Below are 17,439 nucleotides of genomic sequence, written 5' to 3'. Positions count from 1 at the left end.
CTGACCAACTGCCGCTCAAAAATCACATATTTGCCACTCACTCAGTTGTTATGAAAGCCAGACACGCGCTTATTCTCTATGCCCTCGGCCTCTGCGGCGATGTCATCGGCGGCTTGTTCACCATTGAGCACTGGGCCGGCGGCCACGAGATTTTACTGGCCGCCCCCGTTCTCAAAGTAAGCGGCATCCTGCTGCTCCTGGCTAAGCTGCTGGCACGCCCGAAAATCAAAGAGTTTCTGAATCTGTAGGCCTCGCTTACCCCTGCGGCGCGAAGAGCGCGGCCGACACCCTTTCCAGCACAAAATCAACCTGTTCGTCAATCACCAAGTGGGTGGTGTCGAGCAGCACGGCGTCGGCGGCGCGGCGCAGGGGGCTTTCGGCGCGGGTCGAGTCGAGGTGGTCGCGCTTGCGCAGGTTCTCGATGATGTCGTCGAGGGCCACCTGCTCCCCATTCCCGGCAAGTTCAACCTGGCGGCGTTGGGCCCGCACCACCACGTCGGCCGTCATGAACACCTTGACTTCGGCGTCGGGAAAAACAGTGGTGCCAATGTCGCGCCCGTCCATCACCACGCCGCGCCTGCGGCCCATGCGCTGCTGCTGGGCCACCATGGCGTGCCGCACCATGACAATGACCGAAACCTCGCTCACGGAATTGGAAATGACCATCTGGCGGATGTCGTCCTCGCGGTTCACGCCGTTCAGAAACACTTCGTTGCGGCCCGTGCGGCGGTTGCGGCGAAAACTAATGGTAAGCTCATGCAGCGCAGCTTCGACGCGGCCCAGGTCATCGAACGGAATCTGGTGCTCGAGCAGGTGTAGGGTGACGGCGCGGTACATGGCCCCGGTGTCCACGTAGGCATAGTGCAGCGCGGCGGCTACGGCTTTGGCAGTGGTGCTTTTGCCACAGGAAGAGTAACCATCAATGGCGATAACGAGTTGTTTCATAACGACGCGGGCGGCCATTGGCCCCGCAAGATTACGAAATCCAACTCTTACGCGCCGCGGGCGGCGTCCGTAACCGGTCCGGCACTGAGGCAAAAAAGGCCGCTACCGACGCGCTTTCTCCCTCATTCAGTTGCGCATCGACTAAATAAAAGGGGTTGAAAAAAAATCGGCCGGCCAGTCCCACGCCCGTCGTTTTGTCGCGCCCGGTACCCCATTCGCCCCGGTACACCTGCACCAGGCACTGCCCCAGAAAGCAGCCCAGCGCCATGACGATGCCCGGTCGCTCGTCTGCCGCCAACAGGCCCCGCTGCGCCTGAATAAAATTGGCCAGGTGGGCCACACCTTCGGCATCGAAGGCTTCCAGCTTGAGCTGCTGCCGGACTTTCTCGGCGGCGGTATTGATGGAATCGAGGGGCGTGGGAGTGGTGTCGGACATTAAACAGGGTTAAGAGTTAAAACACGGCGGGCAACGCTTTTCTCAGCCGTTCCGGCCTTTTGGCGGTCTCCAGCTTAAGCTTGCCGGCTAATGTCCGCAGGGGCAGGGCACGGATTTGCCGCCGCTGTGATTCTTGTACCACGAAGTTTTTTTCTGCTGCGCGGTGCGGCGGGCACAGCCACTCAGCAGGCTGCCGCCCAAAGTCAGCAGCAGCGCCAGCGTGAGCAGCCACGACAAAGATTTTCTCATAGCCAGGTCATTTTACTCAAAGTTAAGGTTCTTTGCGGCCCCGCTTACCGGCTTTTGCTTTTTCATCAACCGCATGACTGCTTCTTTCACGCTCACCGCCAACGTCGTCGACGTCTTTGCCCGTTCCATTCAGCCGGCCACCATCCACGTCGAGGCCGGGCGCATTGCCCGCATCGTGCCCACCGGAGCTATTGCCCCCGATGCGGCTCTGCCCTACGCCCTGCCCGGCTTCGTGGATGCCCACGTGCACGTCGAAAGCTCGCTGCTGGTGCCCACCGAGTTTGCCCGCCTGGCCGTGACGCACGGCACCGTAGCCACGGTGAGCGACCCGCACGAAATTGGCAACGTGCTGGGCGTAGCCGGGGTAGAATTTATGCTGGAAAACGCCAGCCATTCGCCTTTTAAGTTCTGCTTTGGCGCGCCGAGCTGCGTGCCGGCCACGCCCTTTGAAACGGCCGGGGCCCAAATCACGGTTGCCGACATCGCAAAGCTCTTCGAAAACCCCAAAATCGGCTACCTGGCCGAGATGATGAACTGGCCCGGCGTGCTGCACCGCAACCCCGACGTGATGGCCAAAATTGCCCTGGCCCACGCCACCGGCCGCCCCGTAGACGGCCACGCCCCTGGCCTGCGCGCCAACGACGCGGCCCACTACGCCAGCGCCGGCATCAGCACCGACCACGAGTGCTTCACCGCCGCCGAAGCCCTGGATAAGCTGGCCGTGGGCATGAAAATCCTCATCCGCGAGGGTTCGGCTGCCCGCAACTTCGATGCCCTCATCGAACTGCTGCCCAAGCATTACGCCAACCTGATGTTCTGCTCCGACGACAAGCACCCCGATACGCTGCTGCTCGGCCACATCAACCAATTGGTGCAACGCGCCGTGGCCCTCGGCAACGACGTGTTCCACGTCCTGCGCGTGGCCTGCGTGAACCCCGTGAAGCACTACAACCTGCCCGTGGGCCTGCTGGCCGAAGGCGACCCCGCCGACTTTATCGTGGTGACCGACCTGCGGGATTTCGCCGTGCAGCAAACCTACCTCAACGGCCAGCTAGTGGCTGAAAATGGCCGGTCGCTATTGCCCGCCGCGCCCATTGCGGTGGTCAATAACTTCCACGCCCAGCCCGTGACGGCTGCCGACTTTCAGCTAGCTGCGCCCACCGGCCAGCCCACGCTGCGCGTCATCGAGTGCTTCGATGGCCAGCTCATCACGGCCCGCGTCGACTTGCCTGCCACCGTCGAAAATGGCTTAGTTGTAGCTAACGTACCCGACGATGTGCTCAAGCTGGCCGTTATCAACCGCTACCAGCCGCATGTGGCCCCCGCCGTGGCCTTCATTCGCGGCTTTGGGCTGACGCACGGCGCGCTGGCCAGCAGCGTGGGCCACGACTCGCACAACATCACCGCCGTGGGCTGCGACGACGAAAGCCTGGCCCGCGCCGTGAACCTGGTCATCCAGGCCAAAGGCGGCCTGGCCGCCGTGGGAGCCGATGGGCAGGAAATCCTGGTCCCGCTGCCCGTAGCCGGCCTGATGTCGGACCAGCCCGGGCCCGACGTAGCCGCCGCCTACGCCGCCGTCGATGCGCTGGCCAAGCAGTTGGGCTCGCCGCTGGGTGCGCCGTTTATGACGCTCTCCTTTATGGCGCTGCTGGTAATTCCGAGTCTGAAACTGAGCGACAAAGGCTTATTTGATGGTCAGCAATTCGCCTTCGTGGACGCCGTGGAATAGATAGTTATTATCAATTTGCCGAATGCAAAGGCAATTTTTGCAGCTTTTGTAGCGTATCAGCCAATCAGGGTGAGGCAGAACCGCTTGCCCACTTGCCTGAAACCTTTCCATATGCCCTTGCTTCGTTCGATTCCATTGCCTCCGCAGGTTCTCCAAGACCACATCACGCGCTGGGGATTCTCGCTCCTACTGATTGTCCTGGCCCTGCCGGTCGCCGGCCAGAAATACCGCACGGCGGCGGGCGTCCGCAGCGGCGGGGGCAGCTATGGGCTTACCATTCAGCAGTTGGTACTGCCCAAAACCACGCTGGAAGGCCTCGCTATGTTTGCGCCCCGCGAGCGCAGCGTCACGCTACTGGCCGAGCGGCACTTCGGCATTCTCGGCCCCAGCCTAAACTATTACTTCGGCGCGGGCGGGCACTACGGCCGCCACCGCGACGACGGCCAGTTCTGGGGCTTCGACGGCATTATCGGAGCCGAATACAAAGTCGCCTTTCTGCCCTTCGTGCTGGCCATCGATTTTAAGCCAACCATCGAATACGGCTCAGCCGACTGGAATCGGTTTCCCACCGCGGTTTCGGTGCGCTACATTTTCATCAAGCAGAAAAAGACCGGCATTTTCCGGGCGCTGGACAAGCTTTAGAACGGTTCTGCAAAGGCACTAAAGGAAGGACGCCAGATGAGCATGACGTTCTGGTGTTATTCGTTGGCCCTTATTGGAAGCGCTTTTCCAGCAGCTTCTGCATTTTTTCTTCGGTGAGGGGCTTGGTCAGGTATTCCACGTTGGGGTACTGGGCCACGCGAGCGGTATCGGCTCCGTGCATGGAGGTGGTGAGCACGGCCATCACCGTGCGGTCCTGCACGAGTTGGGGCAGGGCGTTGTACAGCTCCAGGAACTCGAAACCGGAGATGCCGGGCATCTTCAGGTCCACGAATACCAGGTCGGGCGTGGGGTTAATTCCGCTGCTCTCGCCGCCCCAGATTTGCTCAAACGCCTCATCAGCCCGTGAAAACGTGCTAATCTGGTCAGCTACAGCTAAACGGCCCAACAGGCGGTTGTTCAGGAAACTCGTGGTTTCGTTGTCATCCACCAAAACGATATGATTCAGATTTGCAGGCATGGGACAGGAGTTATTAAGCTAGCTTTTACGAAGATACAGCGCTGAAGTCATACCGCCAATCGGTTGGCTTAGGCCAGCCACCCCTGGGCGCGCATCCACTCGTCGTTGTAGATTTTGCCCAAGTAGCGAGTGCCGTGGTCGGGCAGAATAATGACCATCGTGTCGCCTTCCTGAAGGTGTTCGCGGGCATACTCTAACGCGCCGAAAACGGCCGAACCGCAGCTCCAACCCACAAACAGGCCTTCTTCTTTAGCCAAGCGGCGGGTCATCACGGCCGCGTCCTCATCGGTTACTTTGATGAAGGTATCAATCAGGTCGAAGTCCACGTTCTTGGGCAAAATATCTTCGCCAATGCCTTCCGTTTTGTAAGGGTAGATTTCGTTCTCGTCGAAAATCCCGGTTTCCTTGTACTTCTTAAACACCGAGCCGTAGGTGTCGAGGCCAATGGAAACGATGGCCGGGTTCTGCTCTTTCAAGTATTTGCTGACGCCCGAAATGGTGCCGCCCGTACCCACTCCGGCCGCCCAGTGGGTGATTTTACCCTCGGTCTGCTCCCAGATTTCGGGGCCGGTGGTATCGTAATGTGCCGCGGCGTTCGAGAGGTTGTCGTACTGGTTGGGGTAGTAAGAATTGGGCGTTTCCTGGCTGAGACGGCGGGCTACGGAGTAGTAAGAGCGTGGGTCTTCGGGGGCCACGTCCACGGGGCACACCACTACTTCGGCTCCCACGGCCCGCAGGATGTCCTGCTTTTCCTTGCTCTGCTTGTCGCTCATCACGAACACCGTTTTGTAGCCTTTGGCGATGGCGGCCAGCGCCAGGCCCATGCCGGTATTGCCACTGGTGCCCTCGATTATAGTGCCGCCCGGCTGCAGAAGACCCGCTTTTTCGGCATCCTCAATCATGCGGATGGCCATGCGGTCCTTCACCGAGTTGCCGGGGTTAAAATACTCTACCTTGGCCAGTACGGTGCCTTTTATGCCCTCGGTTACTTTGTTGAGTTTGACGAGGGGAGTGTGGCCGACGGCCTCAATAACGTGATTGAAATACATTGAAAATTGTTGGGTGGGGATTCTCGCGTGGTGGTACAAAGGTAAGAACTTAGGCGGCGGGGTTGGGTTGGGCAGGGCGTGAAAGAGGTGAAAGAAATAAAGAGTACGTCATGCTTATCTGATGTCCGCGCAGCCGAAGCATCTCTACTGCTGAACTAAATCTGATTGCTACTGCGGTAGAGATGCTTCGGCTACGCTCAGCATGACGTTCTGGCCACGCTCAGCATGACGTTCAGGGGATTAACCAACTTCTGCCTTGCCCTAGCCCCAAAATCCCCTACTTTTGCACCACCGTTGCCCGTCCGGGCCGCTTTCCCACTCCATCAATTTCCCAAAAACACCTCCGAATGAGCGTTCTGGTCAATAAAGATTCCAAGGTTATCGTGCAGGGCTTCACCGGCTCCGAGGGCTCGTTCCACGCCCAGCAAATGATGGAGTACGGCACCAACGTGGTGGGCGGCGTGACGCCCGGCAAAGGCGGCTCCGAGCACCTGGGCCGTCCCGTGTTCAACACCGTGGCCGAGGCCGTAGCGAAGGCCGGGGCCGACACCAGCATCATTTTCGTGCCCCCGGCTTTCGCCGCCGACGCGATTATGGAAGCCGCCGATGCCGGCATCAAGGTGATTATCACCATCACCGAAGGTATCCCGACCAAGGACATGATTGCCGTGAAGCAGTACCTCTCGGAGCGCCCCTCGGTGACGATGATTGGGCCGAACTGCCCCGGCGTGATGACTGCCGGCGAGTGCAAAGTGGGCATCATGCCCGGCTTCATCTTCACCAAAGGCAAAATCGGCATCGTTTCAAAGTCGGGCACCCTGACCTACGAAGCCGTTGACCAGCTCACCAAAGCCGGCTTGGGCCAGACCACGGCCATCGGCATCGGCGGCGACCCCATCATCGGCACCACCACCAAGCAGGCGATTGAATTGCTGATGAACGACCCCGAGACCGAAGGCATCGTGATGATTGGCGAAATCGGCGGCGGCATGGAAGCCGAAGCGGCGCGTTGGATTAAAGAAACCGGCAATAAGAAGCCCGTCGTAGGCTTCATCGCCGGCCAGACGGCCCCTCCCGGCCGCCGCATGGGCCACGCCGGTGCCATCGTGGGCGGTGCCGACGACACAGCCGCCGCTAAAATGGCCATCATGCGCGAGTGCGGCATCCACGTCGTGGATTCGCCCGCCGAGATTGGCGACACTATGCTGCGCGTACTGGGCGGCAAGTAAGCTGCGGCTTAAAGCAGCTATTTCAGTTACAAAAAAAGCCTCGGCATCTGCCTTGTCCTTACCCAAAACTCAAACGCCCTTCCGGCCATATGGCTGGAAGGGCGTTTTTGCGCGGTTGCCTATCAGGTTTGCCGCTTTCCAAGCAAGGTCAGCCAGCAAAAAAGGGCCTTTGCGTTACCTAGGGGAAGGCGGAAAAAGATTTGGGTAAGGACAAGGCATCTGCTGGGGCTTTTTTGGTGGCTTGTTGCGAGGTATTGAGCCGGCGCTAGTCCCGGGGCCGCTTCAGCAAATCGGGCCGCAGGATAATGCCGCCGCTGAGCAGGTACGAGCGCGACGAGGTGCGCCCGTTGGCGGGGTTGGCGGGGTCTCTGTTGATGGGTAGCGAATAGCCGGCCGTGGTGTACCACCGCAACGCGCCGTGCCCGAAGCGCAGAAATACGGATGGCTCCACAAAAAGGCGGTTGCTGGGCACAATGGGCTGGTCGGCATAGGTCAGCTTGGTGTAGTCGACCCACACCGAGCGCAGGGAAGCCCCGTACTGCGGGCCGTCGTTGTCCGGGGGGCTTGCCAGGTATAGCTGCCCGTAGTAACGGCGGTACTTAGCATCGTACACTCCCTGACGGGTGGGCAATGGGAACGGGAAAAATACGGAAGCGGGCTTGTAGTCGTCGAAAGCGAAAAAATTGGTGTGCCCCCAGCCGATGCCGCCCATTACCGCCAGGTAGGTGCGTCTGGTGGTACTTGTTGGCCGATACAGGCCCAGGCCCATGCCACCTTGGCGGTGCGAATCACTGTAGTTTTCGGTGACGCCCTGCGAGTTGGTGGTGCTGGCGGTGCTTTTGGCAATGTCGGCAGCCAATTCGCCGGTCACCAACACGTGCGGCAGGGGCGACCACGCCGCCCCCACCTCCGCGTAGCGCAAGCCGCGCAGGCCGGCTGTGACTTCTACCTGGCCTTTTTCGAGCAGTGGGGTGCTGGGCGTGGTGGGCACGTACAAGGCCGCGCAGCTGCTGAGCAAAGCGCCGGCCAACAGGAACGGCGGGAGGAGTAGTTGTTTTTTCACGGATTTTAATCAGGTGGAATAGATTGGATGGGCCTCATTAGCCCGTGCCGAACAGGCTGTTTTGGCACTACTCGTCGAGCGTGGTATTCTTGTCCAGATTAATAACAATGCCTACCTGAAACACTGAATTGGCGGCTTTCAGGTACTTGTTATTCCGGAAGCCGAAAATCTGGCCGCTGATTATCTGCAACTGTACTGGGCCGGCAATTTGGGTGCGGGTGAAGGTGATGGGCTCGAAAAAGACGTTGCTTTCGCCGGGGGCGGCCAGGCCGTCAATTCGGAAGTTGTTGAGCTGCATGTAGCTCATGCGCAGGGCCGCGCCGTAGGTGAGGGGAAAGTCGCGGTTGAAGAGGTGGATGTTGTCGCGCTTTTTGCGGGCGTAGTTCACCTGGGCAAATACTTTGGACAAGCTGCCGTTGAGCTTGCGGGTGGTGAGTTGCTCGTCGTTGCGCTCGATGCGCTGGGTAGCGCCGCCGCCGCCGCCCACGTACACCTCCAGCACGCGCTTGTCGGGCAGGCGGGTGAAGTAGCCAAGGCTGGCTTCGGCGAAGTCGATGTCCTCGGTGCGGTCGGACTTTTTGCGGTGCAGCGAGGAAAAAGTGCCGGCCACGGCCAAGTGGTTGGTGAGGCCGTAGGCTCCTTGCAGGGCGTAATTGGTGTGCTGATTGGTGCTCACGGCCCCGTAGAACTCGCCCTGATGCGTGAGCATCGGCGCGTGGGGCGGCGGCGGAAAATACAGCGAGGCACAGCCCGTGAGACCAACGAGGACAAGCAGAAACGTGAGGCGCAACAGGTGCTTCATAAGGATGGGAAACGGGAACGGCGTGGGCAAGCCAACGCTTGATGCGGCAATTTCGTGTTTCTGCCGCACTTGGCAGCGGTGTGGGCTCGTCAAAAATATTCTACCGTGCAATTTCGCCAGCACTCCGCCGATTTATCCAGCCCGGCCGTATGTAGGGCAGTACCCTCATCTTCCCGCGTTTTTTATGTCCGCTACTGCTTTTGATGCCATTATTATCGGTTCTGGCCAAGCCGGCAACCCATTGGCTACGGCCCTGGCCGAGGCCGGCCGGCACGTGGCCCTCATTGAAGAAAACCGATTGGGCGGCTCCTGCATTAACTATGGCTGTTCGCCCACCAAAACCTTGCTGGCCACCGCCGAGCGTCTGCACCAGCTGCGCACCGCTGCCACTGTAGCCGCGCCCGAACCCCCCGGTGCCGCCCAACTCAAAGTTGACTTGGCCGCCGCTGTGGAACGCAAAGATGCCGTTATCAGCAAAATGCGCAAGGGCATCCGGGCCAGCCTGACGCAGACGCACGACATCACGCTCTTGGAAGGCCACGCTACCTTCACCGGGCCGCACGCCCTGCACGTGACGCTGGCCAACGGCCGCACGAAGGACATAACGGCTCCGCTCATTTTCATCAATACGGGTACCCACGCCGCCATCCCGGACATCAGCGGGCTGGCCGATGCGGGCTACCTCACCACCACCCAGCTGCTCGATTTGAAGGAGCTGCCCGAGCACCTTATCATCCTCGGCGGCGGCTACATCGGGCTGGAGTTTAGCCAGATGTTCCGGCGTTTCGGCAGCCACGTCACCATCGTGGAAGCGGCCCCGCAGCTGCTCGAACGGGAGGACGACGACGTGTGTCGGAGCCTGCAAGCAGCGCTGGGCCAGGAAGGCATCGAGTTTGTGATGGGCGCGCGGGCCCACAACGTGAGCCGAAGTCCCAGCGGCAACATCACGGTATCGGTGACGAGCAGCACGGGCGAACGCCGCCTGCGCGGCAGCCACCTGCTGGTAGCCACCGGCCGCCAGCCCAACTCCAACAAGCTGGGCCTGGGCTTCGCGGGCGTCAAAACCGATGACAAAGGCTACATTCTGGTCGATAATAACCTGCGCACCAACGTGCGCGGCGTATATGCATTGGGCGACATTCACCCCGGCCCGCAGTTCACACACCTTGCTTACGACGACTTCCGCGTCGTGCGCGACGCCCTGCTGCACGGTCGCAAACGCTCGGCCCGCGAGCGGCCCCTGCCCTACGTCGTGTTCACCGACCCGCCCCTGGCCCGCATTGGCCTGAGCGAGGGCCAGGCCCAGGAGCAGAAAATTCCCTACCGCGTGGCCACCATGCCGGTCAGCAGCATCGGCCGCGCCCAGCACACGGGCGAGAAACAAGGTTTCTGGAAGGTGCTGGTCGGCAACGATGACCGACTGCTCGGGGCCACCCTGCTCGGCCCCGAAGCCGGCGAAGTTATGGCTGTTATCGAAGTAGCCATGGCCGGGCGGCTGAAGTACCAGCAGCTGCAGGACATGATTTTTGCCCACCCCACCTGGGCCGAGGGGCTGAATAACGTGTTCCGAGATTTGAAGCGGGTGGGGAAATAAACAGGTCGCTGGCTTGCTGTGCGGCTGGCGCGAGTTTAGCGCAGCGTAACTCGTGCCCAACCATGCCGCGAGTTTTCAACTCGCCCGCCAGCACGATGACAGCTCAACTTATTCCAATCGGCGCGACCGGGGGAGGCACAGCCTCCCATCATGGCTGGCCACGAGTTACGCTGCGCTAAACTCGCGCCAGTTGGGACATCTTTAACACGATAGAAAACTGAAAACCCCCACGCCAGCAAAAGCCGACGCGGGGGTTTCTATTGTTGCTTAAGCTACCGCCAAGCTACTACATATTCTTCACAATCTCAGCGCCGAATTCGCTGCATTTCAGCAGGGTAGCGCCTTCCATCTGGCGTTCGAAGTCGTAGGTCACGCGCTTGCTGGCGATGGCGGCTTCGAGGCCTTTATTGATGAGGGCGGCGGCTTCTTTCCAGCCCATGTACTCGAGCATTAGCACGCCGGAGAGGATAACCGAGCCGGGGTTTACCTTGTCCTGGTTGGCATACTTGGGCGCCGTGCCGTGGGTGGCTTCGAAAATGGCGTGGCCGGTCACGTAGTTGATGTTGGCCCCCGGCGCGATGCCGATGCCGCCCACGATAGCCGCCAGGGCGTCGGAGATGTAGTCACCGTTCAGGTTCAGCGTGGCCACTACCGAGTACTCGGCGGGGCGCAGCAGAATCTGCTGCAGGAAGGCATCGGCGATGCTGTCCTTGATGATGAGCTTGCCCTGGTCCTGGGCTTGCTTTTGCAGCGCGTCGGCCACGGCCACACCCTGCTTGGCCACGATTTTATCGTACTGGGCCCAGGTGAACACCTTGGCTCCAAACTCCTTTTCGGCCAGCTCGTAGCCCCAGGTTTTGAACGCGCCTTCGGTAAACTTCATAATGTTGCCCTTGTGCACGATGGTCACCGATGGCAGCTTGTGGTCGAGCGCGTACTTGATGGCGGCGCGCACGAGGCGCTCGGTGCCCTCCTTGCTCACCGGCTTGATGCCGAACGAGGAAGAATCGGGGAAACGGATTTTTTTCACGCCCATCTCGTCCACCAGAAATTCCAGCATTTTCTGGGCCTGGGGCGTGCCGTTCATGAACTCAATGCCAGCGTAGATGTCCTCGGTGTTTTCGCGGAAGATGACCATGTTGGTCAGCTCCGGGTGCTTCACGGGCGAAGGCACGCCATCGTAGTAGCGCACGGGGCGCAGGCAGGCATAGAGGTCTAGTTCCTGGCGCAGGGCCACGTTCAGCGAACGGATGCCGCCGCCCACGGGCGTAGTCAGCGGGCCTTTTATGCCCACCAGGTATTCGCGGAAAGCGTCGAGAGTTTCGTTGGGCAGCCAGTTATTGGTGGCTTTGTAGGCTTTTTCGCCCGCCAGCACTTCCTTCCACATCAGCTGCTTTTTGCCACCGTACGCCTTCTCAACGGCCGCGTCGAATACAAGTTTGGAAGCAGCCCAAATGTCCGGCCCGGTACCGTCGCCCTCGATGAAGGGAATAGTAGGTTTGTCCGGTACGGTCAGCTTGCCATTTTTTATGGTGATTTTTTGCTCTGCCATGTGGGGTGTTCGTTTACGTAAATCTGTCATCCTGAGCGCAGCGAAGGACCTTATCGCGCTAGGGTCGTGGGGAATAATTCAACTGAGTGCAAGCGGGATAAGGTGCTTCGCTGCCCTCAGCATGACAATAGGTAGCTAGTACCCAAAAATCTCCTTCAGCGTGAGCTGCTGCACCGCGCCGTACTTGGCCAACTCCTTAAAATTGAGCCGGTCCTTCGAGCCAATCACCAGGATAACCTGGTTCTGGCCCTTAATCTTGGCTTGCTGAAACTTCTGCAATACATCGAAATTCATTTTCTGGGTGCTGGCATACACGTCGCGGCGCAGGTCATAGTCGAGGCCGAGGCGCTTGGCGCGCTCGTAGCTCAGCAGCACGTTGCCCTTCGTAATACGTTCGGTACTGATGCTGTTGCGGATGGCATTTTTAGCGATTTCCAGGTTGGCTTCGGCCACCGGCATATCGGTCAGCAGGGCCTCCATGCCGGCCATCGCCTCGGGCAGCTTGTCGCTCTGCGTGCCGATGTAGCTTAGGTTATAATTGGAGCGGCCCAGCTTGTCGGCGCTGTTGTAGCCGGAGTAGGCCGAGTAGGCCAGCGCCTTGCTCTCGCGCAAATCCTGAAACACGATGCTGCCCATGCCACCGCCGAAATACTCGTTGTACAGCGCCAGCGTAGGAGCCAGCTCCTTGCTGTATAGGTCACCCTTAGTTAGGAACAGGATTTCGGCCTGCACCATGTTATAGTCAACCCAATAAACCTTGCGGTCCTTCATGGGCTGCTCGGCAAAGTCTTTGGCCGCTGGCGCGGGCGTAAGCTTGGTGGGGGTACGGTGCCGGGCTTGCAGGACATTGACAATGCCCACTCCGCTTTCCATCTGACCACTCCCCGGACCATCAGCAACCACAGTTACCGTAACTGGGCCTTCTAATTTCCGCGGCCCATAGTACAGCACCCGATGCTGATAAGTCGGCAGTTTCTGAAGCAGGGCCGTGAGCTGCTCCGGTTTCAGTGCCTTCAGCTCTTTCTCACTCAGGATATTCGTGAAAGGGTTTTTGGAGCCATACTTCACGTAGTTCACCATCGCCGCGTTCAGAATCACGCGCTTTTCCAGCTTGGCATCCTGGCGCTGCTTGAGCGTGCCGGCCACCATGTTGCGTAGGGCGGCGGCATCGGGCTTGGGCGCGTTCAGCAGCTGCTCAAACAGCTTGAGGGCGGGCTCCAGGTTGCTGTCGAGACCGTTCAGGGTTACGAAAATGCGGTCGGCTCCGCTGCTCACGTTAAAGGAGCAGCCCAGCTTGTAGAACTCCTGTTGCAGCTGCGCAGCGGTGTAGCTGCCGGTGCCAAGATATTGCAGGTAGTCCGAAGCGAGGCCCCAGCGCGGGTCGTTGTTCTTGCCTAGGTCGAAGACGTAGGACAGGCTGAACAAGCCGTTTTCGGCGTTGTGCGTGTAGAGCAGCGGCAGGCCGGGCTTGATTTCCGTCTCCTGAATGTCCTTTTTATAATCCACAAACACCGGCTCAAGCGCCGTGCTCGGCAGCGCCGTAAGCTGCTTGTAGAAGGCCGAAGACACGTCGCGGTTGGCCGGCACGGGCGTAATGGCGGGTTTCACCACCTTCACCTTGTTGGGGTCAACGCCGGTGCGCTTGAAGACAACCACGTAGTTATCGCCGTAGTTGTCGTTGGCGAATTTCACGATTTCGGCTTTGGTAATCGTGCCGAAATCATCCTGCTGCTTGAGATAGTCTTTCCAATCGATGCGCTCGATAAACGCCTCGTACATGGCGCTGGCGCGGGCCTCGTTGCTCTCGTAGCCCTTTGTGCGCGTCAGCTTCTCGTTGTTGATGATGGCCGGAATCAGCCAATCGGGGAAGTTGCCGGCTTTCACCTTGGCCAGTTCGCCTTGCAGCAGGGCCTTCACGTCTTCCAGCTTCTGGCCTTGGCGCGGCGTGCCATAGATGACGTGCGTGGAGTAGTCGTCGTTGAGGTCCGTGAACGAAGCCGCTTCCAGCACCTTTTGCTGCTGGTTCAGGTTGAGGTCGATGAGGCCGGCCTGGCCGTTGGTCAGGATTTTATCCAGCATGCGCAGGCGCACGCCGTCTTTCGACGCTTTGCCCGGCAGGCGGTAGCCCAGCATCACATTCTCCGACTGCGGCCCCACGATTTCGCGGGTAATCGGCGCAGTCAGGGGTTTCTCCACGGCCGCGTTGAACACCGGCACCGGCTTGCTCGGCATCGCGCCAAAATACTTGTCGATGAGCCGAATGGTCTGGTCGAAATCCAAATCACCGCTCAAGCACAGCGCCACGTTGTTGGGCACGTAGTACTGGCCGAAATACTTCTTAATCTCTGTGATGGACGGATTTTGCAGGTGCTCAATCGTGCCGATGGTCGTCTGCGTGCCGTAGGGATGCGTGGGATATAGCGCGGCGTTCAAGGCCTCAAACTCCTTGTTGAAGTCGCTATCCAACCCGCGGTTTTTCTCCTCGTACACCGCCTCCAACTCCGTATGGAACAGGCGCGGCACCATTTCGCGCATCCGCTCGGCCTGAATGGCCGCCCATTTCTCCAGCTGGTTGCTCGGAATGTCTTCCTGATACACCGTCTCTTCGCTCGAAGTATGCGCGTTCGAGCCCTTGGCCCCGATGGCGCCCATCACCTTATCGTACTCATTCGGCACGGCGTACCTGGCCGCCACGCCCGAAATCGAGTCAATCTGATGGTAGGTGCGCTTGCGGGCAGCCGCGTCGTTGCGCTGGCCGCGGTACGTTTCGTACAGCGCCTCAATCTTATCGAGCTCTACTTTTTCCTTGGCCCAGTCCTGCGTGCCCAGCTGCGAAGTGCCCTTGAACACCATATGCTCCAGGTAGTGGGCTAAGCCGGTAGCAGCGGCGGGGTCGTTTTTGGAACCAGCGCGCACGGCCAGATAAGTCTGGATGCGCGGCGCATCCTTGTAATCCGACAGGTAAACGGTCAGGCCGTTATCGAGCTTATAGATACGCACCCCCAGCGGGTCGCCGGGCACCGATTCGTAGCGGTACTCCTTCGGCACGGCCGCAGCAGCGGGCATAGAAGCAGGAGCGGCGGCAGTTCCCGCAGTGGCAGTGGTAACCGGCTTGCTCGATTGGCACTGCGTGGTGATACCCAACATCGCCAAGGCAGGAAACAGCAGCAATAAGTTGTTTTTCACGAAGGACGCGGGCGGGTAGCTGGGGGGGTTCAAAAAACAAAGGTAGCTGGCTGATAGGGGAATAAAAAACGAATTTTTAGTCTATATTGCTGGTTTGCTTCGTTCTCAGCCTGAGAATTGATTTTCAGGCCAATTGTTTCCCCAATCGTTTGCGGGAGTGCTGTGGGTTGGCGTGTAGCTAAAAGGTATTGTGGGCGCTACAAGTACATGCGTAGAAATGTCCTGCACGCGGACTCTCATCTCCCACAATGTCAGCGAACCTGCTCTAGAAGTCGGCTTCGAGTCCCAAACGTTGCTTGGCCTCGCGCAGGGCCGGAAACCGTTCGGCCAGGTACTCAAACTTATCCGTGGCGGTGTAGAGCTTCTTAGCCGTGGGCGCGGCCGCCGTCACCACGGGCTGCACCGTGAGGCGCGGGTGGCCGGTACGGCGGCGCAGCTCGGCCAGAAATTCCACCCGCATTTCGTTGAACTGGTCGACCTGAATGGGGTTGTCCACCGCCAGCTCGATGTTGTGCTCGGCGTTGGCCGTCACGGGGCGGTTCAATACCCAGAATTCGCTCATCCGGTCCTGGGCGCGGCGCTCCTCGGCCAACTCCTGCCACACCCGTTGCAGCAAATCGGCATTGATGGGTGCCACCGGGCCGCTGGTGAATTGCGGCTCGGCCGAAGCAGCCGTCGCTGACTGGCCAGCGGCGCGACTGCTCATGTTCCGGAGGCTCGGTAGCTTACTAGCCAGGCTGGGAATTCTGGTGAAGGCGGCCGCCGGCGAGGGACGCGGCCCGGGCTCAATCCCTTCGAAGCTGGGCACGCCGATTTCAACGTGCGGCAGCGTATCGCGCATCTGGTGGCGCTCGGTGATGGCGGCGGCCGGGTCGGCTTCGATACTGGGCGTATCGTGCATTTCCTCCACGCCATTCTCCACGGGCAGGGGTTCGGGGCCATCGGCGGGGGGGGCCACCCGGCCCGGGGGAAGTGCCTCAAATTCGGGCAGTGCGGCCGGCGCGGGCAAGCGCGGAGCTGCTACGTAGGCTGCAGCCGGCGACTCGGTAGCATAAGCGGCGGGGGCAGCAAACGAGGCCGCTGGGGTGATGGCGGCGGCGGTAGCCAGCGGCGCGTGCTGGGCGTGGCCGTTGCCGTTGCTGCCGTTGCCATTAGCTCCCGAAGCAATAGGAGTCGCTTCGGCAGCGCTATTTAGGTCACTAGTTTTTTTTTTAGCCTCGCCGTTTCCGGCAGGGCTCAGCTCACGAACGAACTGCACGGCCCCATTCAGATAAGCCAGCTTCATCAGCGCTAACTCGACGTGGAGGCGCTGGTTTTTGGCTTGCTTGAACTCCCGGTCGCACTGGCTGATAAGATTAAGGGCAGAAAGCAGGAAGGCCAGCGGCGCGGCCTGGGCCTGCGCCACATATTGCTTTTTGATGCCGTCGGACACTTCCAACAGCTGTACGGTCACGGCATCTTTGCACACGAGCAGGCCGCGCAGGTGCTCGGCGGTGCCCACCACGAAGTTGTGCAGGTCGAAGCCGTTCTGCATCACCTCATCAAGCAGCAGGAGCGCGGCGGACAGGTTTTCGGTCAGCAAGCTGTCCACCAGCCGGAAGTAGTAGTCGTAGTCGAGGTGGTGCAGATTCTGCACCACCTCTTTGTAGGTGAGATTGTTGCCGCCGAAGGTCACCATCTGGTCGAACATCGACAGGGCGTCGCGCAGGCCGCCGTCGGCTTTCTGGGCCAGCAGGTGCAGGGCGTCGTCTTCGGCTATGATACCTTCCTGGGTGGCCACGTAGCGCAGGTGGCTGCGCATGTCCTCCACCTTGATGCGGCTGAAATCAAAAATCTGGCAGCGCGACAGGATGGTGGGGATAATCTTGTGGCGCTCGGTGGTAGCGAGGATGAAAATGGCGTAGCTCGGCGGCTCCTCCAGCGTCTTGAGAAAGGCGTTGAAGGCCGCGTTCGAGAGCATGTGCACCTCGTCGATGATGTAGATTTTGTACTTGCCGGCCTGCGGGGCGTAGCGCACCTGCTCCACCAGCGAGCGAATGTCTTCCACCGAGTTGTTGGACGCCGCGTCCAGCTCATGCACGTTGAAGGAGGCATTTTCCTGAAAGGCCACGCAGGAGGCGCAGGTGCCGCAAGCCTCAGTATCAGGGCTGAGGTTGGTGCAGTTTATCGTCTTGGCCAGGATGCGGGCGCAGGTGGTTTTGCCCACCCCGCGCGGGCCGCAAAACAGGAACGCCTGGGCCAGGTGCTGGCTCTGAATGGCATTCTGCAGCGTGGTGGTGACGTGCTGCTGCCCCACTACGCTACGAAACGTGGAAGGACGGTACTTGCGGGCCGAAACGACGAAATTATCCATAAGTTCTGTCTACAAAGTTACCCAGAAAAGGGCGGCTTTGGAAGCGGTTGGGAGCGGGGTTTGGGGCAGGGTAAACGCATTAAAAGCCGAGGCACTTTTCGCGGTATTCATCGGACAAGGCACAGCCGTTTC

At 59.9% G+C, this 17,439-nt stretch carries 14 protein-coding genes and 1 pseudogene; 5 read left to right on the top strand and 10 right to left on the bottom strand.

The features are described from left to right. Window positions 1-50 precede the first annotated feature (50 nt). Window positions 51-248: a gliding motility protein GldL gene (locus IEW17_RS17725; RefSeq protein WP_188563398.1), complete on the top strand. Its 198-nt coding sequence runs from the start codon at window positions 51-53 to the stop codon at window positions 246-248. 7 nt (window positions 249-255) lie between these two features. On the opposite strand, the gene cmk is transcribed toward IEW17_RS17725, so the two are convergent. The 3 genes from cmk to IEW17_RS17710 all read right to left on the bottom strand — a co-directional run bounded on the left by cmk (window position 256) and on the right by IEW17_RS17710 (window position 1,630). Further along, window positions 256-945, bottom strand: coding sequence for a (d)CMP kinase (gene cmk / locus IEW17_RS17720; protein ID WP_188563397.1), 690 nt, complete (start codon window positions 943-945; stop codon window positions 256-258). A gap of 31 nt (window positions 946-976) precedes the next feature. Then, window positions 977-1,381 carry a hypothetical protein gene (locus IEW17_RS17715; RefSeq protein ID WP_188563396.1) on the bottom strand — a complete coding sequence of 135 codons (405 nt, stop codon included), beginning with the start codon at window positions 1,379-1,381 and terminating at the stop codon, window positions 977-979. An 87-nt stretch (window positions 1,382-1,468) separates the two neighbouring features. Beyond that, on the bottom strand, window positions 1,469-1,630 hold the full coding sequence (locus IEW17_RS17710) for a hypothetical protein (RefSeq protein WP_188563395.1): 162 nt from the start codon (window positions 1,628-1,630) through the stop codon (window positions 1,469-1,471). A gap of 73 nt (window positions 1,631-1,703) precedes the next feature. Here IEW17_RS17710 and ade point away from each other — a divergent pair, with 73 nt between their 5' ends. After that, window positions 1,704-3,359 (top strand): adenine deaminase, encoded by a 1,656-nt coding sequence (gene ade / locus IEW17_RS17705; protein ID WP_188563394.1) that lies wholly within the window; start codon window positions 1,704-1,706, stop codon window positions 3,357-3,359. Between the two features lie 135 nt (window positions 3,360-3,494). Further along, complete coding sequence (locus IEW17_RS17700; protein WP_229749101.1) at window positions 3,495-4,001, top strand: hypothetical protein; 507 nt, start codon at window positions 3,495-3,497, stop codon at window positions 3,999-4,001. A gap of 70 nt (window positions 4,002-4,071) precedes the next feature. Here IEW17_RS17700 and IEW17_RS17695 read toward each other — a convergent pair whose 3' ends face one another. Together IEW17_RS17695 and IEW17_RS17690 are read right to left on the bottom strand one after the other, a co-directional pair. Further along, complete coding sequence (locus tag IEW17_RS17695) at window positions 4,072-4,479, bottom strand: response regulator (RefSeq protein ID WP_188563392.1); 408 nt, start codon at window positions 4,477-4,479, stop codon at window positions 4,072-4,074. A gap of 74 nt (window positions 4,480-4,553) precedes the next feature. Continuing rightward, window positions 4,554-5,528: pseudogene (locus IEW17_RS17690) on the bottom strand (PLP-dependent cysteine synthase family protein); the annotation flags it as partial. Window positions 5,529-5,875: 347 nt separating this feature from the next. On the opposite strand from IEW17_RS17690, the gene sucD reads away from it, so the two are divergent. Next, a complete protein-coding gene (gene sucD, locus IEW17_RS17685; protein WP_188563390.1) occupies window positions 5,876-6,757 on the top strand; it encodes a succinate--CoA ligase subunit alpha in 882 nt (293 codons plus the stop codon). Window positions 6,758-7,022: 265 nt separating this feature from the next. Here sucD and IEW17_RS17680 read toward each other — a convergent pair whose 3' ends face one another. Together IEW17_RS17680 and IEW17_RS17675 are read right to left on the bottom strand one after the other, a co-directional pair. After that, window positions 7,023-7,820: a hypothetical protein gene (locus IEW17_RS17680; RefSeq protein ID WP_188563389.1), complete on the bottom strand. Its 798-nt coding sequence runs from the start codon at window positions 7,818-7,820 to the stop codon at window positions 7,023-7,025. A 67-nt stretch (window positions 7,821-7,887) separates the two neighbouring features. After that, window positions 7,888-8,622, bottom strand: coding sequence for a hypothetical protein (locus tag IEW17_RS17675; RefSeq protein WP_188563388.1), 735 nt, complete (start codon window positions 8,620-8,622; stop codon window positions 7,888-7,890). Between the two features lie 184 nt (window positions 8,623-8,806). On the opposite strand from IEW17_RS17675, the gene IEW17_RS17670 reads away from it, so the two are divergent. Continuing rightward, window positions 8,807-10,216, top strand: a complete 1,410-nt coding sequence (locus tag IEW17_RS17670; protein WP_188563387.1) for a mercuric reductase — start codon at window positions 8,807-8,809, stop codon at window positions 10,214-10,216. Window positions 10,217-10,502: 286 nt separating this feature from the next. On the opposite strand, the gene icd is transcribed toward IEW17_RS17670, so the two are convergent. From icd to IEW17_RS17655, 3 genes are all read right to left on the bottom strand, one after another. Further along, the gene (gene icd / locus IEW17_RS17665) at window positions 10,503-11,768 is read right to left on the bottom strand and encodes an NADP-dependent isocitrate dehydrogenase (protein WP_188563386.1); all 1,266 of its coding nucleotides are present in this window, start codon (window positions 11,766-11,768) and stop codon (window positions 10,503-10,505) included. A gap of 135 nt (window positions 11,769-11,903) precedes the next feature. After that, entirely contained in the window at window positions 11,904-14,987 is a 3,084-nt protein-coding gene (locus tag IEW17_RS17660; protein WP_229749100.1) for a M16 family metallopeptidase, read from the bottom strand. A 232-nt stretch (window positions 14,988-15,219) separates the two neighbouring features. Beyond that, entirely contained in the window at window positions 15,220-17,307 is a 2,088-nt protein-coding gene (locus IEW17_RS17655; protein ID WP_188563385.1) for a DNA polymerase III subunit gamma/tau, read from the bottom strand. Window positions 17,308-17,439 lie beyond the last annotated feature (132 nt).

Source organism: Hymenobacter frigidus, assembly GCF_014640435.1.
GTDB classification, from domain to species: Bacteria; Bacteroidota; Bacteroidia; order Cytophagales; family Hymenobacteraceae; genus Hymenobacter; species Hymenobacter frigidus.
The sequence above is the reverse complement of the archived record's forward strand: the minus strand, read 5'-3'. Positions and strand labels throughout refer to the sequence as shown.